General features: G+C 33.8%; 20 protein-coding genes and 2 pseudogenes. 12 read left to right on the top strand and 10 right to left on the bottom strand.

What is annotated here, in order from left to right:
- The first annotated feature begins 31 nt into the window (after window positions 1-31).
- Window positions 32-670, top strand: a complete 639-nt coding sequence (locus tag ACQKN4_RS04165) for a Crp/Fnr family transcriptional regulator (protein ID WP_427482444.1) — start codon at window positions 32-34, stop codon at window positions 668-670.
- A gap of 139 nt (window positions 671-809) precedes the next feature.
- On the opposite strand, the pseudogene ACQKN4_RS04160 reads toward ACQKN4_RS04165, so the two are convergent.
- A pseudogene (locus ACQKN4_RS04160) lies at window positions 810-878 on the bottom strand (IS3 family transposase); the annotation flags it as partial.
- 584 nt (window positions 879-1,462) lie between these two features.
- Window positions 1,463-3,286 (bottom strand): DNA ligase D, encoded by a 1,824-nt coding sequence (locus tag ACQKN4_RS04155; RefSeq protein WP_427482442.1) that lies wholly within the window; start codon window positions 3,284-3,286, stop codon window positions 1,463-1,465.
- A 104-nt stretch (window positions 3,287-3,390) separates the two neighbouring features.
- Between ACQKN4_RS04155 and ACQKN4_RS04150 the strand changes: the two genes are divergently transcribed.
- A complete protein-coding gene (locus tag ACQKN4_RS04150; RefSeq protein ID WP_079563249.1) occupies window positions 3,391-4,209 on the top strand; it encodes a Ku protein in 819 nt (272 codons plus the stop codon).
- 25 nt (window positions 4,210-4,234) lie between these two features.
- On the opposite strand, the gene ACQKN4_RS04145 is transcribed toward ACQKN4_RS04150, so the two are convergent.
- Window positions 4,235-4,759, bottom strand: coding sequence for an AAA family ATPase (locus ACQKN4_RS04145; protein ID WP_427482440.1), 525 nt, complete (start codon window positions 4,757-4,759; stop codon window positions 4,235-4,237).
- Between the two features lie 349 nt (window positions 4,760-5,108).
- Between ACQKN4_RS04145 and ACQKN4_RS04140 the strand changes: the two genes are divergently transcribed.
- From ACQKN4_RS04140 to ACQKN4_RS04130, 3 genes are all read left to right on the top strand, one after another.
- Window positions 5,109-5,864 carry a class I SAM-dependent methyltransferase gene (locus tag ACQKN4_RS04140; protein ID WP_079563247.1) on the top strand — a complete coding sequence of 252 codons (756 nt, stop codon included), beginning with the start codon at window positions 5,109-5,111 and terminating at the stop codon, window positions 5,862-5,864.
- A 111-nt stretch (window positions 5,865-5,975) separates the two neighbouring features.
- Window positions 5,976-6,674, top strand: coding sequence for a DJ-1/PfpI family protein (locus ACQKN4_RS04135; protein ID WP_427482438.1), 699 nt, complete (start codon window positions 5,976-5,978; stop codon window positions 6,672-6,674).
- Window positions 6,675-6,896: 222 nt separating this feature from the next.
- A complete protein-coding gene (locus ACQKN4_RS04130; protein ID WP_427482437.1) occupies window positions 6,897-7,919 on the top strand; it encodes a serine hydrolase domain-containing protein in 1,023 nt (340 codons plus the stop codon).
- Window positions 7,920-8,161: 242 nt separating this feature from the next.
- Here ACQKN4_RS04130 and ACQKN4_RS04125 read toward each other — a convergent pair.
- Window positions 8,162-8,650: pseudogene (locus tag ACQKN4_RS04125) on the bottom strand (bclA protein); the annotation flags it as partial.
- 338 nt (window positions 8,651-8,988) lie between these two features.
- A complete protein-coding gene (locus ACQKN4_RS04120; protein WP_079563245.1) occupies window positions 8,989-9,519 on the bottom strand; it encodes a dihydrofolate reductase family protein in 531 nt (176 codons plus the stop codon).
- Window positions 9,520-9,622: 103 nt separating this feature from the next.
- Between ACQKN4_RS04120 and ACQKN4_RS04115 the strand changes: the two genes are divergently transcribed.
- Both ACQKN4_RS04115 and ACQKN4_RS04110 read left to right on the top strand, forming a co-directional pair.
- Window positions 9,623-10,567: a helix-turn-helix transcriptional regulator gene (locus ACQKN4_RS04115; protein ID WP_427482435.1), complete on the top strand. Its 945-nt coding sequence runs from the start codon at window positions 9,623-9,625 to the stop codon at window positions 10,565-10,567.
- A 93-nt stretch (window positions 10,568-10,660) separates the two neighbouring features.
- Window positions 10,661-11,713, top strand: a complete 1,053-nt coding sequence (locus ACQKN4_RS04110) for a DUF418 domain-containing protein (RefSeq protein WP_079563243.1) — start codon at window positions 10,661-10,663, stop codon at window positions 11,711-11,713.
- 245 nt (window positions 11,714-11,958) lie between these two features.
- On the opposite strand, the gene ACQKN4_RS04105 is transcribed toward ACQKN4_RS04110, so the two are convergent.
- The 3 genes from ACQKN4_RS04105 to ACQKN4_RS04095 form a co-directional block, all read right to left on the bottom strand.
- Window positions 11,959-12,351 carry a RidA family protein gene (locus ACQKN4_RS04105; protein ID WP_079563242.1) on the bottom strand — a complete coding sequence of 131 codons (393 nt, stop codon included), beginning with the start codon at window positions 12,349-12,351 and terminating at the stop codon, window positions 11,959-11,961.
- 202 nt (window positions 12,352-12,553) lie between these two features.
- Window positions 12,554-14,059 carry a serine hydrolase domain-containing protein gene (locus ACQKN4_RS04100; RefSeq protein WP_427482433.1) on the bottom strand — a complete coding sequence of 502 codons (1,506 nt, stop codon included), beginning with the start codon at window positions 14,057-14,059 and terminating at the stop codon, window positions 12,554-12,556.
- Window positions 14,060-14,357: 298 nt separating this feature from the next.
- Entirely contained in the window at window positions 14,358-15,050 is a 693-nt protein-coding gene (locus ACQKN4_RS04095) for an SDR family oxidoreductase (protein ID WP_079563240.1), read from the bottom strand.
- A 306-nt stretch (window positions 15,051-15,356) separates the two neighbouring features.
- On the opposite strand from ACQKN4_RS04095, the gene ACQKN4_RS04090 reads away from it, so the two are divergent.
- From ACQKN4_RS04090 to ACQKN4_RS04070, 5 genes are all read left to right on the top strand, one after another.
- Window positions 15,357-15,698 carry an ATPase gene (locus tag ACQKN4_RS04090; RefSeq protein WP_079563239.1) on the top strand — a complete coding sequence of 114 codons (342 nt, stop codon included), beginning with the start codon at window positions 15,357-15,359 and terminating at the stop codon, window positions 15,696-15,698.
- A 372-nt stretch (window positions 15,699-16,070) separates the two neighbouring features.
- Window positions 16,071-17,159, top strand: a complete 1,089-nt coding sequence (locus ACQKN4_RS04085; protein ID WP_079563238.1) for a hypothetical protein — start codon at window positions 16,071-16,073, stop codon at window positions 17,157-17,159.
- A 5-nt stretch (window positions 17,160-17,164) separates the two neighbouring features.
- Window positions 17,165-17,554 (top strand): hypothetical protein, encoded by a 390-nt coding sequence (locus ACQKN4_RS04080; protein WP_079563237.1) that lies wholly within the window; start codon window positions 17,165-17,167, stop codon window positions 17,552-17,554.
- A 125-nt stretch (window positions 17,555-17,679) separates the two neighbouring features.
- Window positions 17,680-18,012: a hypothetical protein gene (locus tag ACQKN4_RS04075; protein ID WP_079563236.1), complete on the top strand. Its 333-nt coding sequence runs from the start codon at window positions 17,680-17,682 to the stop codon at window positions 18,010-18,012.
- A gap of 536 nt (window positions 18,013-18,548) precedes the next feature.
- The gene (locus ACQKN4_RS04070; RefSeq protein WP_079563235.1) at window positions 18,549-18,848 is read left to right on the top strand and encodes a hypothetical protein; all 300 of its coding nucleotides are present in this window, start codon (window positions 18,549-18,551) and stop codon (window positions 18,846-18,848) included.
- 69 nt (window positions 18,849-18,917) lie between these two features.
- Here the strand turns inward: ACQKN4_RS04070 and ACQKN4_RS04065 are convergent, their stop codons facing one another.
- Complete coding sequence (locus tag ACQKN4_RS04065; protein ID WP_079563234.1) at window positions 18,918-19,127, bottom strand: hypothetical protein; 210 nt, start codon at window positions 19,125-19,127, stop codon at window positions 18,918-18,920.
- Window positions 19,128-19,481: 354 nt separating this feature from the next.
- Entirely contained in the window at window positions 19,482-20,687 is a 1,206-nt protein-coding gene (locus ACQKN4_RS04060; RefSeq protein ID WP_427482429.1) for an EAL-associated domain-containing protein, read from the bottom strand.
- Window positions 20,688-21,130: the final 443 nt, after the last annotated feature.

The following is a 21,130-nucleotide window of genomic DNA, read 5'->3' as shown; positions in this document are numbered from 1 at the left end:
AAATGACCAAAAGCGAAAAGAAGGCGAAAATATGGATTTTAAAGATATTGTGAATGATGCATCAACGAGTATTAAGAAAGAATTTATTTATAGAAGACATAAGAAAGGTAGCCTTATTATTCACCCACATGAACAAAATAATTATCTTTATATTCTAATTACAGGTAGAGCAGAAGTGTATAGACAAAGTTATGAAGGAGTGATGCTTTCCCTATATATTTATGATTCATATAGTTGTTTTGGGGAAATAGAAATTTTTAATGAAAAAATTAAAACACTCGGTGTTATTGCAAAAGAAAATTGTGAAACGATAGCGATCCATAAAACAAAGGTTTATGAATGGATGAAAACCGATTTTAATTTTAATTTTTACATAATTAAACAACTTGCTTCAAAATTAACTTTAAGTTCAGATACTACAGCAAAATTATCATTGCTAACAGTTAAAGATCGTATCTTATTAAGCATACATAATCATTATAAAATCGGTGATTTAGATAATCTTACAAAGCAAATTTTATCAAATGAGGTCTGTGCACCAATTAGAAGCTTAAATCGTTCAATAGCTCAGTGCATAAATGAGGGCGTCATAAGTTATAAAGATAAAAAATTCTCTATAAATTCAATTGAAGAAATAGAGCAATACCTTGAAAATTTTTTATTAAAATAAAATTATGGATTATATTTGTTTTCACATGTATAACTTTTTTTCAAATCGACAAGAGTACGTTCCTAAACGTACTCTTTAAAAGATAATGATACTATAGTATGTCAACACTAAACTGTACAAAAATTATAAGGGCTTTTACTTAGTGTTCCTGAATTCGAAAGTTATTGAACCGATGAACATAATCATCAAGTTCAAAAGCAAGCTGTTCAAGAGAAAAGAGAAATGGACTCCGTTAGCGAAATCTGTATTAAATACCTTAAAGGTCTCTTCAGCCACAGCGTAGTCATAAGGGCATCTTTCATCCCCGGTGATCTTTGGATACCGAATGTTTCAAAACTCTCTGAAATTAGCTTGTTAAAAAATTCTTTCCCTCGACCGAATCACATCTATTTTCGTCCCATGATCAGCGCCGCCGGCTTTCAAATACGAACAGAAATATAAAGTCAACTTTAGTAAGTAATTTAACATTAAATTTTGAAATAGCAAACGAAATTAAAATCTATTTAAAAGACTTAGATTACATAATAAAATTATAATCTTGTTAAAAAGCATCGCCACTAAAGCCGATGCTTTTTGCTTTTATCGGTTTTGCTCCTATCTGCCTGTTCATACTTAGAAGAATCCCTGAAAAGATGGATAGGACGTTCTAAATCGTGGATAGAATCCCTAAAAAGATGGATAGAACGTCCAAAGTCGTGGATAGAATCCCTAAAAAGATGAATAGAACGTCCAAAATCGTGGATAGAATCCCTAAAAAGATGGATAGAACGTCCAAAATCCTGGATAAGCACCTCATTGCTCCATTAACCGTTCTAAAGCCGATCGAAAATCCTGGCTCTCCCCTATTTCGCGGAAATTTTTAAATGGGTTGCTCCCATTTTTCATACGCTCCACTACAGCAGGAATCGTAAATTGATCTGGTGTTAAACGCTCATTAACCTCCTCCCAGTATAATGGCGTTGCCACTAATCCCTTCTCATTGCCACGAGTTGAATATGGCGCAATCATCGTCTTGCCTTCTGCGTGCTGCACATAATCTAAATATAATTTTTGATGTCTATTCTTCTTTAAACGCTCAATCGTATATAATTCCGGTTTTTGCTCACATAAAAAACGACAGATAAATTCAGTAAATACGCGCACCTCATCGTAAGTAAAGGCGTTTTCAGGTAATGGTATATATAGCTGTAATCCTTTACCCCCTGATGTTTTGACAAAAGATTGGAGCTTAAAATAATCGAGCATTTCCTTTAAATCCAGTGCCCCAGAAACGGCAAGCGAAAATTGATCGACAGAAGGTGGATCTAAATCGAAGACAATTTCAGTCGGATGATCTGTTTGTAATGTTTGAAAAGGTATGTGCAGCTCTAATGCAAGCTGATTGCCTAACCATAGTAATGTTTCTAGATTATTGCATACAAGATAATGAATATCGTCCATCCAACCTGTTGAAGCAAATGCAGGTATTTTCTCGGGACTACTTTTTTGATAAAAGCTTTCACCCGGCACCCCATGTGGAAATCGAATTAACGTAAGTGGTCGATCTCGCAAAAAAGGTAGCAAATACGGAGAAATCATTTGCAAATAATGCAAATAACCATCCTTCGTAATACCAACTTCAGGCCAAACTGGCTTATCAGGATGCGTTATCAGAACAGTGTCTGGAATAGGAAAAAGTTGACGCTGCATATGATGCCAATGACAATCCTCTGGTAATATTTCCAGTCGAAATGTATGAAAACGCGGTTCTCGACATTTGCTGCCATCAAAATCAATACATGCTATATCAACACAGATAGATGGCTCCAATTCCCATGTTTCATTATTTCTCTGCCCATTTGCTTGAAAAAAAGCAATAAGTGTTTTACGTTCTTCTTCTGACATTCCATGTTTAAAACTAACAACTTCAACTAACTTCTCCTGTTGATAAATACTGCCATGAAAATAACCATTGCTATGATCGTATTTCGTAACGATGACCGTAACATATCTCCAATTTTTTATTTTTAACCAATGCGCCGAGCGTGTATCCCCAACCCATTTACTTGTTTTCTTCTTCGCAACCATGCCCTCTCCATTGTAAACCTTAATAGCCTCCCAAAGAGGGTCACTATGCTCCACACTACTAATCACCTGCAAAGGACGCTGATCCTCATAATTGACAGTCACCGGGAGCTTTAAAGTCGTAAAAAGCTTAGAAATTTGCTGTTTGCGTGTTTTTAAATACTTACTTGTTAGCGACTCCCCTTTTAAGCTCAGTAAATCAAAAGCTATATAGTGACAAGGAAAAGTTTTTGCATGTGTAGCAATAACATCTTTGTTTTGCATTCTCCCCCTTTGTTGGACGAGCGAAAAATCACTATTAAAGTTATTCGTGAGACAAACTAATTCACCATCAAATGTAAGTGGTAAATACTTTTTAACTTTATTAAATATACTTTTACAAAAATCGAGTATCTCTGGAAACAAGTTATTTAAGTTATTGCCATTTCTACTTATTAACATTGGCTGTTCGTCCCATACTAACATACATCTAAATCCATCATATTTTGTTTCGTACATCCATTCCTCACCAATAGGCGTTTCAAGCACTTCCGTTAAAAGCATCGGTTTCATAAGAATACCTACTTTTCTTTTTACCTTCAGTTTTTGACGATTTCAGTTTAAGATACATAAAAATAAGTAAAATATATCATAGTAAGAAAAACGAGGTGATACAAATGCATACAGTTTGGAAAGGCAGTATCTCATTTGGTCTTGTCAATATACCGGTAAAACTTCATGCCGCTACTGAAAATAAAGACATTAAATTACGACAGCTCCATAAAGAATGTCATACCCCTATTAGCTATAAAAAGGTTTGTGAAGGCTGTAATCAAGAGGTAAAAGATGAGGATATTGTGAAGGCGTATGAATATGCCAAAAATAAGTTTGTCGTATTAGATCAAGAAGAATTAGAGAGCTTGCGGAAGGAAAATGAAGATAAGGCCGTTGAAATCATTGATTTTGTGAAATTAACTGAAATCGACCCTATATATTTTGAACGTACTTATTTTTTATCTCCTGATTCGACTGGCGGAAAGGCTTATTCCCTTCTACGTCAAACTTTAGAGCAATCCGGAAAAATAGGCGTTGCTAAAATTATTATCCGTTCAAAAGAGCAATTAGCGATCGTCCGCGTTTATCAAAACGCTTTAGTGATGGAAACGATTCATTACCCTGATGAAGTAAGAAGTGTTGGGGATGTTCCAAATGTGCCAAGCGAACAAAATATAGTTCCAAAAGAGCTAGAAACTGCACTGATGCTCGTTGATCAATTAACGACCGAATTTAATCCTGAAAAATATACAGATGATTATCGCAATGCATTAATGGAGCTTATAGAGGAGAAAAAAGCTACGAGTACTATTTCAGCTAACGATAAACGCCCAGTCCCGGATAATGTCACAGACTTAATGACAGCGCTCCAAGCCTCCTTAGAAAAAACGAAAAAGCCTGCAACGAGAAAACGAGCAACGAAAACGAAGAAAAATGCTTAAAATACACATATAAGAAGCGTATCCTTTATTTATTGGATATGCTTTTTTTAAGAATCTCCCTTTTACTTGTTACGACCAATAGCTTGTCTTTATACTTTCCATATTTGTTATAAAAATTAGGTTTGCTAATCTCCTCAAAATAACGATTCCATTGAAACATTTTAATGAATATCGAAAAAATTGGCTTGTAATTTGACTTTTCTAAGCCTAGTTTTTGTAATATAAATCGTTTTATTATTCGATAAACTCTAATGAAATAATGTGTATCTAAGAAAATAATTAAGTCAGCATTCGAAAAGCTTTGTGCTACCCAGTCCTCATTATGAACGCCCTCAATAATCCAAGATTTCGTCAGAATAATATCATTCAAATAATCCACTTTTTGTTGCTCGGTTCTTCTAATATCACCAGAATTTTGTCTTATCCAAACAACATTATCTAATTCATAATAAGGTATATTTAATTTCTCAGATAATTCTTTCGCTAAAGTTGTCTTCCCACTCCCAACAGAACCAATGATATGTATTTTACGCGAAAATTCTTTGTTCAAACAAACCCTCCTAATCATCTATTAATATTATTTATGGCTCATCGCAATAGCGTGGGTTGATTTCTGTTCCGCCTAGGCGCTTCGCTTTCGTGCAGTTAAAACATTTGCCACTGGCACTTCGCTTTCGCACATAGCAAAGCGTCCTGGGGGCGTCCGATGAGCCGCTTCGCTCCATGATTTCAACTGTGACGCTGATCCACAAGGAGTCACCGCCTTCACTCCAATTAACTTATATACATGGCATTCATTTATAAACACCATTACATTATAAGAACCTAATTTGCACGAATATTGGATACATTATACAATATTCTTACAATTAAAGAAAAAGTTGAAGGAGCTAAAATATATGTTTCAAAATGAGTTTAATGGAAATCTAGAGAAATATAATAACCCTATTGAATATGATGCACTTTATGAAAATCACAAAGTAGATTTACATTATATTGAAGATCACCTAAAAACAAAGAACGCTACGATTATTGAATTAGCTTGTGGGACAGGTCGATTAGCTATTCCTCTTGCCAAGCAAGGATATGAGGTTTATGCAATTGATATTCACGAAGGGATGATTCAGCAAGCTATTGAAAAAGCGAAAAAGGAGAATGTTAATGTACATTTCACTGTGCAAGACTGCACACAACTTCATTTACCAATCACCTCAAATTTTATTTATATGACAGGTAATTCATTTCAACATTTTTTAAGTAATGAAAGTCAAAATGCTTTATTCCAATCCGTTAAACAACATCTACATCCTGGAGGAGAATTTGTATTCGATACGCGGAACCCTATTCTAAGCGAGCTATCTATTGTAGATGAATACGAGGAAAGCTTGGTTACTAGCAATGGAGAAAAACTAACCATTCAACACCATGAAGAATATGACCCTATTACACAGATTTTAACTGGTCGTTCTATCAATAAACTAGAACATTCAACTTTCGAAGATTCAATTCGAATTCGCTATACATATCCAATGGAATTGAAAAGGCTATTAGACCAAAATGGATTCGACTTGTTACATCTATATGGGTCATGGAACAAAAGTGACTTTACAAAAGATAGTATTTGTATGATTGTACATGCACAATTGAAAAAATAAGGCTTTTTTCGAAAAGATTGTTGCTATTCAACTATTGAAACAGTTTAGTTTAACAAGGATATTGGTTATTTGTCAGTTAGTTTGTAGAACGAGAGGAGCGATAAAGTAAGTATGAAGGTAATCATCTTTTTATACAATGGCGTAACTATGTTGGATGCGATTGGGCCTTATGAAGTTTTAAAGAATATGGAGGATACTGAAGTATTATTTGTCGCAGAAAAAACAGGAGAAATAAAAGCTGATTCAGGTTTTATAGACATCAATGTGAAATACAACATCGATGATATAAAAGATGCAGATATTTTAATAATACCAGGTTCAACTATAGGGTTTATGCAGGAAATGAAAAATGCAAACGTATTGAATTGGATAAGGGAAGTAGATAAAACTACAAAATGGACAACTTCTGTATGTACAGGTTCATTATTATTGGCCTCAGCAGGTTTACTCAATGGATTAAAAGCAACATCGCATTGGAGAGTTATCAATTTACTTAGCAATTTTGGAGCAATTGCAACAAGAGAAAGAGTAATAGAACAAGGTAAATATATAACTTCATCAGGGGTATCTGCTGGTATTGATATGGCTTTACATTTATCTAATAAACTAGTTGGTGAAGATCAAACCAAAGCAATTCAGCTTACTATTGAATATGATCCACAACCAATTTTTAATTCCGGTAATTTTTCAAATGCAGAAGAAAAAATCAAAAAAATTGTAGAGAAGAAATTAACAGAAGACGTAAAAAAAGAACTTGGGTTGCTAGGTATGATTAAAAACTCAAAAAATATACTTAGATTAATTAAATAAACTTTTATCGTTACAATAAAATAGTTTAATTCCTACTCCACTAAAGGGTGCAAGAGTTATAGATGCAAGCTGTCATTTTGGTAGCTTTTCTTATTGCACTAAAATGATGATAGCAAACTAGAAGCAACAATCTTGGAGAAAATAGCCCAAAATAAAAAAACTACTTCACGAACACAAGTTTCCTTTTCTGTTATAATGAAGAAAAAACTAGGAGCTCAATAGATGATAAACATTCGTGAACGCATGGAGCATTACCGTATAACAGGTTTAAGCATTGTAGCTATCGAAAAGGGAAAAATCAGTAAGAAGGAGCATTTTGGTGTTCTAGAAACAGGTACCGATAAAATAGTTAATGAGCACTCCATTTTCAACGCTTGCTCAATTAGTAAGTTTCTAACAAGCATTTTAGTAATGAAATTCGTAGAACAAGGGATTGTAGATTTAGATGAAGAAGTTAATAAAAAACTAGTTTCATGGAAGGTTCCTGACAATCCTTTGACAAAGCATAAAAAAGTTACATTACGCAACTTACTCTGTCATCAATCTGGTATTGTGGACCCTGAGGGCAGTTTTATGGAACTAGAATCTTTCAACGAAATACCGTCCATGGTAGAAATATTGAATGGTACAACGGCTTTTTGCCCTACTACCATTGAAGTGACATATGAACCTGAAAGTGAATTTCACTATTCTGATGCGGGCTTTTGTCTTATTCAACTATTACTAGAAGATATAACGCAAAAACCTTTTTCTTATCTACTGGACACTTTTATATTTAAACCCCTGAGTATGACGAACAGTACATTTTCTACCTCTCTTTCAACATCGAATTTAGAAAATTTTGCATGTGGTCATGATCAAAATGGAGCGTTAATTCCAGGGAAATATTCTATTTATCCTTATATTGCAGCTTGTGGTATATGGACTACCCCGAGCGATTTAACAAAATTATTACTGGATTTTATGAATGCTATCAAAGGCCAAAGTAAAATTGGCATTTCGTCCAAACAAGTCAAAGAACTATTCCGCACACAAGGCTGTAAAGAATGGACAGGTCTCGGCGTATTTCTAGATGGCATGGGTGAAAACCTTGAGTTTTCCTCTCTTGGCTGGGGTGTTGGATTTCAATGTATGCTAGTCGCCTACCCTTACCTTGAACAAGGGATTGTTATGATGACCAATACTGACACAGGTGTGCATCAAATGAAGGGAATCATAGGAGAAATCTACCGTTCGCTTTCCTAATGATGGAAAAAGAGGCTGATGATCTTATGTAAGAGTATAAGAATAGAGGATAATTAGTCTTATAAAGGCTAGTTATCCTCCTTTCTTATTTAGCTTTGATCTTGATGGTAAAGTTCATCAATTGACAGAGGAAGATGAAATTCCTGAATCGCTGTCTTTTGCTAAACTAATGCAGCCTGTTAGTTCAAAAATAAAACTATTAATTTTTAATAACTACTGACTCACTAAATATCATTCTTTATTCAATTAGTTTGCCCTACAGCTACAATTTTGCAAGTTGAAATTGCAAATCTAAAAATTGGTTGATTAGGACTTATTGGTAGTGTACCTAACACAATACCAAGACCTGTTTGTTCCACGTTAAAATCTACTGCAATAGACCCGTTATTTGCCAAAAGATTTACTGTGGAACCAATAAGTGAATTCAGCAATTGTCTAATTGGCCGTTCCCGACAATTGCATTCACATCCAGAATCAACAGGCGGTAACAAGTTGATAGTAGGTCCGGGTGGGAAAAAACCTACCCCTGTTACATCAGAAATATTTACCACAAAAGTTTGAGTTCCATTTGTAACAGTAACTAAAAAATCATTCACCTCAACAATAGTATATAAAAAAAGGAGAGGAGGTACATTAGGTGCGTCTGCAATAGTACCAAGAATTACAGTTTGCCCAACAAGTTGTTGTAAGACTGACTGAAGTGGAGAAACACAACAGTCACAAAGACATGAAGATGAAGGGACTGAAGGACAACAATTATTAAGCGCTGTGAATTTAACCGGAGGACAAAAACCAATAGGTTTTATTCTAGTAATTTTCTTTTTTTCAGACATAATTTCACCCCACTATTTCTAATAGAATATGCTTTTAAGAAATATTAGATTGGATTAAAAACTACTCAAGTTTTTATCGAACATGAACAAACATGTACCGTTAGTTGAGGAAGACAAGGTAAAACAACAATCGTTACAATCAAAAACATTAAAAATAAACCAAACATAAAATATATAGAATATGTCTGGTCTATTTTTTTACTTACGTTTGAAGGTTGTCACCTAAATATAAATGATCAAACTTCTTTCTTCACCTTATAATGCATTTGCACCATTTGCCCAAAGCGTTGTGTATTTACTAACTCCAGGTCTTGAAATGGATTATTATCCTTGAACAATGGAATGCCAGAACCTAATAGGTGCGGTGTAACCGTAATAATTATTTCATCTATTAACTGTTCCTTTACAAAGTGATCGAGAATTCCCGCTCCACCTACCATCCAAATTTTAGAGCCTTCCTGCTCCCTTAACTTTTTAGTAAACGTTACAATATCTTCATTTACAAACTCAACATGTTCGTTTTGTCCACTTAGTGACGTTGTAAATACATAATTTTTCTTATCGGGATATGGAAAAGACTCAATATGGTCTACAACCCAATCATACGTTCTTTTACCCATAATAATGGTATCAATGGATTGATACATGTCTGAATATCCAGCATCCCCTTCCCCCTCTGCTTCTTCTAGCCATTGTAAATCATCATTCTCTTTCGCAATATATCCATCCAAACTAGTTGCAATGTATAAAATGATTTCTCGTGACATAACATCATCTCCTTTAAACTTTTGAAAAACTACTGAACAAGATCTATACTAAACAAAAAACATGACAACTACTGGCATGATTAAATGAAAATAAGGTGAGAAAATGTCAAAAGCAAAACGACTATTAGATATCCTTCTGTTTGTGAGTGCAAAAAAGAAATTTACTGCTCAGGAAATTTCAGATGAATTCAATATATCGATTCGCACGGTTCATCGATATATTTTAGATTTAAGTGATATGGGCTTGCCTATTTATGCAGAACAAGGGCGGAACGGTGGCTATACTGTCCTATCGAGCAGACTTCTTCCACCTATTTTATTTACAGAAGATGAAGCCGTTTCGATTTTCTTTGCGTTTCAATCTCTTCATTATTACCGTGATTTACCCTTTAATACGGAAATACAATCCGCTTCTCATAAGCTATATGGCTCGCTTCAGGAAGAGGCAAAGAGGAAAGTGGATCAACTTCAATCTTACATCGCGTTTTGGAATCCTAAACGGGCAATTGAAACCCCTTTATTGAAAGACGTTTTAGAGGCAGCTATTGAAAACAAAAATATACATTTTCACTATGAATCAAAATCAGGTACAACTACGAAACATACTCATCCAATTGGTGTGTATGCTCATGATGGGTTGTGGTATATGCCCGCCTTTGATTTCACAAAACAAAAAATAATACTGTTTCGTGTAGATCGCATACTTTCCATTATAGAAAGTGAAGAAAACAAAAAGGTATTTGTAAATTTGAAGGAATGGTTTAGTAGCAATTTTGAAACTAAACAACCTATCCGTTTACATGTACTATTATCAAAAGAAGGTGTGCGACAATGCAAAAGCGCACCAAACCTTGAAGAATTGGTCGTGATCAAAGAAGACGGCACCGGTTATATTAATTCCATTATAGACAAAGGAGAGCTGAATTTTATTAGTCCCCTTTTCTATCGACTTGGCATGCATGCACAAATCGTAGAACCGAAAGAATTGGTCGATATTTTACGACAGCAAGCAAAAGACATTTTATCTATGTATCCAGAAAATGACTAAAGTTATATGACGATTTTGTAAGATTGGCGTAACATTCATCGTTACTACTTTATGGATAACTTCCGTATACTTTGTCAATGAGGAGTGAGAAAAATGAAACCAATTGAATTAAACAAACGAATTGATACACTAGATTATTTAAGGGGATTTGCTTTATTAGGAATTATTTTAGTCAATATTCCAGCATTAATGTTGATTAATCTACCAGACACATCTGTGGATGTTGCATATAATAGGTTTTTAACACTTTTTGTAGAAGGTAAGTTTTTCACCATTTTTTCATTTTTATTTGGTGTAGGCTTTTATATTTTTATTTCCCGTGCCATGGCTAAAAATGAAAATGCCTACTTATTATTTATTAGAAGAATCATTATTTTATTGTTAATCGGACTTGTACACTTTTATTTCCAACCTGGAGAAGCATTAACTATTTATGCAATATTCGGGCTAATAGCGTTACCTTTTTACAAAGTTCGTAAAGAAATAAACCTGACTATAGGGCTTATTTTATTAGCGGTAACCGCTTATTTTGGTTTCAAAATTGCTATGCCGTTCCCTCTAATTTTACTAGGATTAGCTGCTGGGCAGTATCGAATTTTTGAAAAGATCCATGACAATCGTAAAAGAATAGCTATCTTGACAGTTATTATGTTCTTTATTAGCGTAGGGGGATTGCTGTATCAATGGCATTATGTCCCAGAGGCAATGGTGAACTTTGATCAAATGACAGAAGATGAGCTTAAGGTACATGTGACAAACATTGAAAAGTTTACACTAATCGGGCTTCAATTTAGCCCATTTGTATCAGCATTTTATGTAGGATTATTAATGCTTTTACTACAACGTCCTTTATGTCAAGTTTTGCTTTCACCTTTAAAAGACTATGGTCGAATGGCATTAACAAATTATTTAGGACAAACTGCGCTGATTTTAATAATTGGTAATGCTTTTCACCTTATTGGCAATATTCGTTTCATCCAATCTCTATGGATTTGTATAGGCATTTACATTTTCCAATTGATTTTCAGTAAAATTTGGTTAAAATTCTTTAAATTTGGTCCATTTGAGTGGTTATGGCGCATGGGTACGTATTGGACAGTACCTTCCTTACTTAAAAATTCTACTAATTCTAAAAAACACACCTAAAAAACAGTTGTTGATTTAGACAAAGGCCTAACAGCCCTCTTTTCTTTTTCATAAGATGGTAGTGTATCTAATTTGCTTCCAACTTGCTCATACCTTGGGCAAAAAACACACCCCCATCATTATTAAATCTTTCTTTGGTCACTTTTCGCTTAGGAAAAGTGGCCTTTTTTTCATATCATTTACCCCAAAAATTCACTTTTAATAAAAAACCGACAAAATCATTAAAGATTTTGTCGGTACTCTGCTTATTTAGCAGCCCAAATATCAATTTCTAATTTAATGTCAGGAAGTCCTAAAGCAGTAATATAAGCTATCGTCATAGATGGATAAGGATTTCCAAACATCATCTCCCATTGTTGATCGAAGTCATCCCAATCTATCTCTTCAGTTGCCCAAATATTGGCCTTCACCACATTGTTTGCGTTAAGTCCCTCTGCTTCTAATATTAATTGAATATTTTTTAATGTATTTTTAACCTGCTCTGATAGTGTCGATGGCAATTCACCGCTAGCTCCTACTCCAATCTGTCCAGATAATGCATACATTGTTGCATCCTTAGGAATTATTGTAAGATGGCTATAATTGCCAACAGGGCTAGGTACTTGGATTGGATTTTTGCGTGTTATTTTAGTATTCATGTTAATCTCCTTTAGGTTTATATTTTTCTAAAAAAGGGCAGACTCGCCCCTAAAAACTCCATTTTAGAAAAAAACAGCCGTTGAGAATCCGATACCCATAGATAAAAAACGTATTGATCTTTTTTTCATTTGGATTCTCCCCCTCACCTAAAATTAATTTCACATTACCATAATTTCCTTTAACAATCAAATCTCTACATTTTTAATTTTTTTCCTTTTTCGTAAAGATTTTTATCAAACCTACTAAATAGTAAATCACACTTGACACTATTACACTATAAAATAACACAGTAATTGACGTTGGACCCCATACTTTAATAAATTCCCAATTTGATCCCCCAGGTAATACTTTCGGGAACATCATGATCAGTGCAATAATTATTGCAACACTTAAAGAATGAAAAACTAATAATAAAGCCCTTTTCATATTTAAAGCTACAATAATACGTTGTTTTTTAATAACCTTCTGCAAGGATTGTAGCAATAAAACGCTTAAAAACATCCCAAAGCCTACAACAATAACGCATATAAGTGACAGCGTTTTATCCAAATTCTGAAAGTTGTCAGCATGAATAGTATTTACCGTTTTCCCTTCCCATAAATCCATCACACCCTGCCCTATTGCAGTTGTATAGCTCGAGTTCATATTGGATAATACGGCTACTCCTATTTGTTCATCGGGCTGCATGATGAAATAAGATGAAAATGTAGGGTTTTCTCCAGCATGGAATATATATTGTTTTTTATCTTCTTTTCCTCTAACTCCCCATCCACTTGCGTAGTATGTATCCTTATCGAATGGCTCTACAGATTGATCTGGAATATGCGATTCTTGAATAATTTTATTCTCAATCGCATTAATTTGGCTATTTCCTAACTGAAGCTTTAACCAGTTTGCTATATCGTTTGTATTACTAATAATATATCCAGCAGGTATATTTCCACGGTAGATAGGTGGTGTGTATTCCTGTTCTCTCATCAGTCCTATTTTATATCCTGACGCCATCTCATTAGATTCAACTTGATGAAGTCCAACAAATGAATCTTTCATATTGATTGGCTCTAATATATGCTGTTTGATATACATATCAAACGGTTGTTTTGAAACCTTTTCAATAACGAGTCCTAAAACATCATAATTGACTGTTGCGTATTCAAATGAGCTACCTGGCTGTCTATTTAATGGCTGATCAAGCAAGTTTTTCACAGTCAATCCAAGTGCGTTCTCTTCGTTACTTTTAGGAATATTTGTTATTGTGTTCGTAGCTATACCACTTGTATGATACAGTAACTGATTAATAGTAATCGTCCGAGGTTCTCCATTATATTCCAACTCCAACCACGGGATATACTTTCGGACATCATCAGAGCGTTTTAGTAACCCTTCCTTTTCCAATTTTAAAATGGCAAGTCCAGTGAAGGCTTTCGATGTAGATCCTAGTTCAAATAATGTATTGGAGGTAACTGGTGTTTTTGACTGAACATCGGCATATCCAAAACCTTTTTCATAAACCGTTTTCCCCTTCTCAACAATTACTAGCGATATCCCTGGAATTTTACTAATCGCCTTTTGCTCTTGAATAAATTGATCAATCATTTGAGTTTTTTCATTTGCATCTGCGTTTACGATTGTAGGCGTTAAACTATAAAAGGCCACAATCGTAACAATTATAGACAAATAGATTTTTAATAGTGCTTTCATTTTCATTTCTCCTTTAAGCAATTAATGCTGGGTATAAGGTTATAAATTATCATAACAGCACCGTTAACTATATCAAGCATTTCGGACTACAACAATCGTTTTACATGACTAAAAACATGACAACATGACAGTTTTGTAACGTATAGTGCATAGATAATCTTTATAAGCTTGAAATCTTGAATAGACATAAAAAGACCAGATTCTCATTCAAAAAAATAAGAACTGATCTTTTTTATGATATCCATTAGGATTTAAATTTTTGCTCAAAAGCTTTCAGCAACTGATGCACGAAAAAACTGTGTAGTTATCGTTTATTTTTAATGACAACCTCAGTTACAGCTAACGCTTTTCTTGGTTTTATATTGTCCATAATAATATCCGCGATATCATTAGGATCCATTAATGTTTTAGTTTTTTCCTCAGTAAATATCCCGTCCCAAAACTCTGTTCTCATACCACCCATGTATACAGCACATACATTAATCGCTGTTTCGTTTAATTCTAATGCTAGACTCTCGGTAAATCCGCGTACACCAAATTTACTAGCACAATAAACAGATTCCGTTACTTTTCCTTCTAGACCAGCTGTTGAAACAATATTGATGATTGTTCCTTCATTACGTTCTTTCATACCTTTTAATACTGCTTGTGTGCAAAAAATTGTTCCTTTTAAGTTAATATCAATCATTTGATGAACTGAATCCTCACTCAAGTTTTCAGCATTATCAAAATAGCCAACACCCGCATTATTAATTAATAAAGGAATGGATCCAAAATCATCTTGTATAGATTGAATTATTTGAGTAACCATTTGTTTTGAAGAAACATCCACCTCATAAATAGAATAGCCATTAGTTAACGCTTTAGCCGTATTCTCAAGCTTTGATTTTGTTCTACCAAGTAAACAAATATGATAGCCTAAAGTCGAATATTTTTTAGCAAGCGCTGCACCTAAGCCACTACCTGCCCCTGTTATAACAACGATGTTTTTACTCATATTGATCATCCTCTCTCGCAGTTAATTATACCAGAATAGGAACTCCTATCAATAAATTATTCTCACCCCGCCTTATCAAAAAGCCTTATTATGTACTGTTACTCATCTGAGTTATTCATATAATACACCCAAAATGGTAGAAAGTCATAGCTCATTCGATAGCTAAAGAAGAAATATATAAATATCAATTTCTACATTTTTATTGAAAACTGATGAATACGTTTAGAGCATGTCTATAGAAACTGAATACAATGATTATGTAATCTGCGGATTATCAATCTATTTTTTGAAAGAGGTGAATTTAAATTGCCTTTAACTACAGGACCAATTGAAAATACAGGGAATCAACCAGCTAATGCAGCTAACGTTCGTGTCAAAATTCTCAATCTAACTGGAGGTTTACTAACTGGAGTAGTAAGAGTTTTTAGACTTGACGGAGCAAGACAATTACTATCTACAACTCCATTTGCCGCAATTGCTAACGGTTCAACATTCGTAACTCCAAGTGTAGGTGTTTCTGCTCAATATGAAGTTGAAATCGTTCCTAACCAAACTGGCGGTATATATAGCGTTTATGGTAGAACAGCTGCAGGGGTTCTCATTACTGCCCAAAGGTTTGTAAATGCAGAATTAACACAAATACTTTAATTTTCGGAAAAAACTTTGACTAACATTCTTCGTTTAAAGTAATTAAAGGTAATTCAATTGGGGTACATTTGAGAACAAGCTTCTCCTTTGTAACCTAATTTCATTTTGCTGAATAATTATGTAAAGTCACTCAATTTTTAATGAGTGACTTTTTAATTTAGAGTGTAGTACTGAATTGACGTTCCATATAAACATTCCACTTTTTAACATTTTTATTCTAATTACATCTATCTTGGTCTATATATGTCCATCTTTTCTTGTCAACCAACATTATTTTGTCATTTTTTGGGTTTTCAATACATATACTATTATATTTATTAAGCAAAATGCATACTTTCATCGAACACAGAATATAATTCTGGAGGGTGTTACATGAACACTATTAAATCTTTAATTTTCCCCCAAGACTTGCATAGATTAAGCAAAACTCTACTTAAAGAGATTTGTAATAAAATGACTTTAGATACCAATGGCAATGTATATGAATTAGCTAGCAGAGTATGGGATGTTTTTGAGCATACTAATAGCGATGTTCTTAAAATAATTAGCGATAATATTTTCTCTGGAGCAGTTTCCTTAGCTTGGTACCAGGCGACAAATAAAACTGATTTAACAGGTTTTAAACAAAGTATTATTAATAAAATGCCATTTAATCCTTTCGAAACAGTAGTTACACCAAATAGCGAAAATGTTCCTATTGATCCTACCATTATTGCTGCTGCCGATATCGAAGGTTCACAAATATATTATTTGCGATTCATTCATAGAACAGGTGTTAATGTTGATTACTTTTTAGCAAACCGTAGAGAATACATTAAACATGAAATTACAACAGTTTACATTGATGAAGTTAAGGGAATAATTGAAGTACGAGCAAGTTCAGCTGTTGCAAAAAAAATAATTGCCTGGTTAACTAAAGTAGTTGATGAACAATATGAATTCAAACAGTATGATTTATTAGAAAATTATGGTGGTAATCTTGCGACTTTAGCGGATTCCCTTCAAGGAAGGCTGATTGATGCTACAGGAAGACCAGCAGGATTAGTCAATACATTTGAAGAAACGCAGGGTCAATCCATTGTGAGTATACTTTCTGCAATTGACGAATACTATACTAATGGTGAATTATCAGTTCTAGAGCAAAATTTAAATTGCGAACATATCACCGGTATTTTAGAAACAACACCTTTTACTTTGTTACTGTTAAGTGGTCTTGAAACGATAGGATTAGGTAGTATTAGAGAACTAAGAGGTTTACCCTTATACAATTATTTAGAGCCTTATCTTTCCAAACAAAAAGGATCTATACTATTTGAACACAGTGTTGATGGTGTTAAACAAGAATATTCTGTTCGAATCGGTGTAAATACAAAGACATTTAAGTTCAATGTATTTGCGTCTGAACCTGTATTGGATTATATTAGAGAAAAATTGATTTACCAAATTTATTCTGCGAGGTAAAAGTATTGAGCAATTTAAAGCCATGGGAAATTTCTCAAAAAATAGATAATGCACTTGAGGTAATTGCTATCAGTAAAATTGATAAATTTTACCATAGTTATATTGCAAAAATAACTAACTTGCCTCTTGGATTAGTTATTGATCAATTATCTGAATTAGAAAAACAAGAAGCACTCGTTATAAAATTAGAATTTCAATGTGAGGAATGTAGTAGAAGTATTTTAACTGCTAGTAAATCCGAACTTGAAAATATCGATTCCATTACATGCAAATATTGTGGTACAGAGAATTGTTTTGATCCTTTGAACGCTATTCCAATCATTGAATTAAGTGAGGATTTCAGACAAAGTTTTTCAAAAAAAAAATTGCTAATAAAAAGGAAAATGTCGGGATAACTAAACACAATAAACCCGAGAGTTTAAGAGAAATTATCGATATTTTAACAAAAGAAAATTCTGATCAAGTATTGGATAAAGTATCAAAACTTGGGAAAGTTACTATTATATTAGGAGATGGTTATATGGGTGAATCTAGTAAATATGGTGGTCTAACTTTTGGAGAAAACAAAGGTAATATAACTATTGAAAACAATGGTACACTCAGTCAAGGGATAGCTAGCCCACCAAGTGACATTATCAATGCTTTACAACAGCTTCAAGAAGAAGTTCAGCACCTAGCAGATGAACAACGAGAAATTGCAGAAGCTCATTTTGAACTCCTTAAAACTCATATTGAAAATGGAGATAATGAGAAAGCTAAAAAACCATTAGAGAAATTAACTAGTATACTAGGTGTTATTAGCTCTATTGTCTCGATCGCTTCTGCATTAGGTCTTGGAATTCCTTTAAAATAATTTATTTCAATTATGCGATGATTTAGGCTAACATCATTTACGAACTCCTTTTCAATTTCCGTGACATCCGCGGAGGCTTTGGGCCAACGTGATGTTGGTCACTCAGTCGTGTGTTGTTGCTGTCGCTTCGCTTTCGCACAGAAAAATTGCCACAGGACGTGGCGTTCTTAGACTGAGTTCCTATATTTCAGCGGATGTTAGTAAGGTAGAATGTAATGAAAACACAGTTCATAAATCACAATATCAATAATGGGAAAACTTTTTAATATTGTCTTTTAAAGATGCTATATATTACAAGGGACTGAAAAACATCCCGTTTTTAATGCAAAAAAAGACCAATTCTTGCTCAAATGATATTGAACATGAATTGGTTTTTTTATTCTCCTCTACTATCTTTTTCTTCTAAAAGTGACATGATTCGTTTCAAATTCACGGCGAATTTTGTTGTTGTACTCTATTCGTTATGTTTAGTCCTCTTAAAATAGGGAAAAGAAAAAATATAGAACCAGATACAATATTTTGGGGAGGGGTTAATAATGGCGAAACGAAGAACAGGTGTTGTAATTACAGCGTTAGCTTTAATAGCATCTTTTTTTAGTAAAAAAGAAAACCGTGATAAAGCATTAAGTATGCTCAATAATGCAAAAACTAAATTAGGATCCTATTTAAATACTGCGGAAATGGACAAAAACATATCAGAGCGGATAACTGCTCAAGCAGCGACACGAGCTGGAACATCTCCAACAAAAATAGCTTCAAACGAAATGGTTGCTGAAGGTGGAGGACATACCGGTATCCACTTTTTCAATGAAGAAATTCAAGGAAAAGAACAATAATAACACAAGCATTCTCAATCCACTTTAGAAAACTGGATATTGTAACTAATTAAGTTTTTCAATTATATATTAAGTATTAAAAGTCGATTTATACCGAAAATTTTGGTATAAATCGACTTTTTCATTGGCTTGTCCAACACAGACTTTTAATGGTGTTTCCTCTGCTGTTTGATCAGCATTTTCGGCTTTCTTACCACTGTCACTTTCGTTATCTTTGTTACATGCTACTAACAAAATAACTAGTAGCAATGTTAGTGGTACTAAAAATAATTTTTTCATTGTTCAAAATCCCTCCTCCATAAATATAAATAAACGGATGGAGATTTACTATATCTAATTTTTTCTCTTTCCTTTGCTCTCCTCTACATTTAGCTTTTTTCTCAGCCTCTTAACAGCGATACTTTTAAAATGCCTTGGTAGAATTACATCATAAAAATGTTTTTACCATAAAAAATAAGCATTCAATCAAAAGATTTCCTGCCCATAAATTGATTTGCAGAAGCTGTTGCTGTTACACAGTTGCAAAAATAATAATTCATTTATCCATTATAATTCAAGTGATCATCTTTACACAAATTAGGGTACAAGTTATTCTTGTACCCTAGAAACCCTGATATATAAGCATTTGTAGCACTATCTAAAAATGTTATGCTCATATAGATAATCATACGAAAGATCGACGAACAAGTACTCATGCTCGTTAATTGCAATCGAAAATGTTCTTGTGATTTCTCCTGTCTCGATATCTCGATAGAGCTCTGAAATTTCTCCGCTTTGATCGTTGCGCATTTTAATGATTGTTTGTAGGAAGTATGGTCGCCAACTCCAGTTTTTATTGATCGCCCTAGGCTGCAATTCCCACTGACCATCTATACGCATGACGTTTGGGGATAGTTGGAAACCATCTTCATTGCAAATATATACTCGGAACGAATAACTATCCAACAACTGCGCTAGATACTCTAAATGTGTGATGTTGTCACTAGAAGGCTTAACACGATGGACGATCGCTTCTAGCTCCTCCCTCAACTTTTTCAACTCAAAATATTGTGCCTCCAAAATTTTCTTTTCAGAGGTAATAAATTGTTGGCATTCTTCCTTAAAACGCTCTTTTAAAATATCCTTCTCAACGAATGTCAATGCAGAATTTGCCAAGTATCGGCCCTGATAAAATCGGCCTCCATTTTTCCAGGCAAATTGTAATTGATAAACTGTTTCGATTCCTTCAAATAAAAGATTTGCGCCAATTTTATAAGCTAGGCTACCTATTGCTGATATCATATCTGACTGCGCGGACCAAGAATCATAATTTAAGTCACGAATATTGACCTTTAAGATTTGTGGTGATAATAAAGCAATGTGCTCTAGATGACTCTCCGCTCCTACTTCTTGAATAGCAATTTTGACTCCAAACGTCGTAAAGTATCGTACTGCATGGTGCAACTTATTAATGTCACCTAAAAAACGATGCTCTGAAACAACTAATACAATACGATGTAAATCCTCTTCACTAATGTATTGTTGAATTATATTAAAATGACTTTCACCGAAATCCTGCATCAGTAAGTTCGGGTTACTTGGAATATAAATATCAATATCCTGTCCGATTTCGTCTATTTTTGCTAATGCAGCGTGTAAAATTTTATGTTCCATATCGATACGATATTCTTCTGGAATATCTTCGTTATCCACAAAGTCTTTTAAATTAATTTGTTGACCTTCAATTTGTAACTGTCCGGAAATTTCGTAGGCAATCACCGTATGCGCATCCGCGCTAAATATAGGTTGAAAATACCCATGTATTTGATCTAAATTTGTTAACACTTCAATTGCATCCATTGTCGAAACCTCCATACATGATGTTATCCAAGAATAACATTACATTCACAGCTCATTTCATAAAAAAAGCTCTCTGAATGTATAATAATTTGTTTAAAGTAAATTGGCAACTTCAAATGACGTTATTTTATGGAATAAATTGTCCTGAAGTTTAACAAGATCCTACCAAGATAATGTATTAATAAAATGAATTAGCGCTTAATAATTTTTTTCACACATGTTCTGTTCATCACTTCTTAACAAGAAAGATCATAAAAGTACTATTACTTTGACGATATAACATTTCTTTTTCATACCACAGCCGTACTCTAAATCCTGCGTTTTTTTGACATTTCATCTTTCATAACGACTTTTCCATAAAATAGGTTGCTTAAGTACATATATTTTTATTTGGCGCCACACAAACATATGGATTCGCCTTTTTCATGTAGTAATGCGTAAAA

It is taken from the genome of Lysinibacillus sp. NPDC093692, assembly GCF_050280125.1.
Classification (GTDB): domain Bacteria; phylum Bacillota; class Bacilli; order Bacillales_A; family Planococcaceae; genus Lysinibacillus.
The sequence above is the reverse complement of the archived record's forward strand: the minus strand, read 5'-3'. Positions and strand labels throughout refer to the sequence as shown.

Excerpts from the sequence above, each read along its gene's own strand:
- ACQKN4_RS04165 (WP_427482444.1), top strand. The coding sequence starts at position 32 with ATGGATTTTAAAGATATTGTGAATGATGCATCAACGAGTATTAAGAAA.
- ACQKN4_RS04155 (WP_427482442.1), bottom strand. The coding sequence starts at position 3,286 with ATGAAACCGATGCTTTTAACGGAAGTGCTTGAAACGCCTATTGGTGAG.
- ACQKN4_RS04150 (WP_079563249.1), top strand. The coding sequence starts at position 3,391 with ATGCATACAGTTTGGAAAGGCAGTATCTCATTTGGTCTTGTCAATATA.
- ACQKN4_RS04140 (WP_079563247.1), top strand. The coding sequence starts at position 5,109 with ATGTTTCAAAATGAGTTTAATGGAAATCTAGAGAAATATAATAACCCT.
- ACQKN4_RS04135 (WP_427482438.1), top strand. The coding sequence starts at position 5,976 with ATGAAGGTAATCATCTTTTTATACAATGGCGTAACTATGTTGGATGCG.
- ACQKN4_RS04130 (WP_427482437.1), top strand. The coding sequence starts at position 6,897 with ATGATAAACATTCGTGAACGCATGGAGCATTACCGTATAACAGGTTTA.
- ACQKN4_RS04120 (WP_079563245.1), bottom strand. The coding sequence starts at position 9,519 with ATGTCACGAGAAATCATTTTATACATTGCAACTAGTTTGGATGGATAT.
- ACQKN4_RS04115 (WP_427482435.1), top strand. The coding sequence starts at position 9,623 with ATGTCAAAAGCAAAACGACTATTAGATATCCTTCTGTTTGTGAGTGCA.
- ACQKN4_RS04110 (WP_079563243.1), top strand. The coding sequence starts at position 10,661 with ATGAAACCAATTGAATTAAACAAACGAATTGATACACTAGATTATTTA.
- ACQKN4_RS04105 (WP_079563242.1), bottom strand. The coding sequence starts at position 12,351 with ATGAATACTAAAATAACACGCAAAAATCCAATCCAAGTACCTAGCCCT.
- ACQKN4_RS04100 (WP_427482433.1), bottom strand. The coding sequence starts at position 14,059 with ATGAAAATGAAAGCACTATTAAAAATCTATTTGTCTATAATTGTTACG.
- ACQKN4_RS04095 (WP_079563240.1), bottom strand. The coding sequence starts at position 15,050 with ATGAGTAAAAACATCGTTGTTATAACAGGGGCAGGTAGTGGCTTAGGT.
- ACQKN4_RS04085 (WP_079563238.1), top strand. The coding sequence starts at position 16,071 with ATGAACACTATTAAATCTTTAATTTTCCCCCAAGACTTGCATAGATTA.
- ACQKN4_RS04075 (WP_079563236.1), top strand. The coding sequence starts at position 17,680 with ATGGGTGAATCTAGTAAATATGGTGGTCTAACTTTTGGAGAAAACAAA.
- ACQKN4_RS04070 (WP_079563235.1), top strand. The coding sequence starts at position 18,549 with ATGGCGAAACGAAGAACAGGTGTTGTAATTACAGCGTTAGCTTTAATA.
- ACQKN4_RS04065 (WP_079563234.1), bottom strand. The coding sequence starts at position 19,127 with ATGAAAAAATTATTTTTAGTACCACTAACATTGCTACTAGTTATTTTG.
- ACQKN4_RS04060 (WP_427482429.1), bottom strand. The coding sequence starts at position 20,687 with ATGGATGCAATTGAAGTGTTAACAAATTTAGATCAAATACATGGGTAT.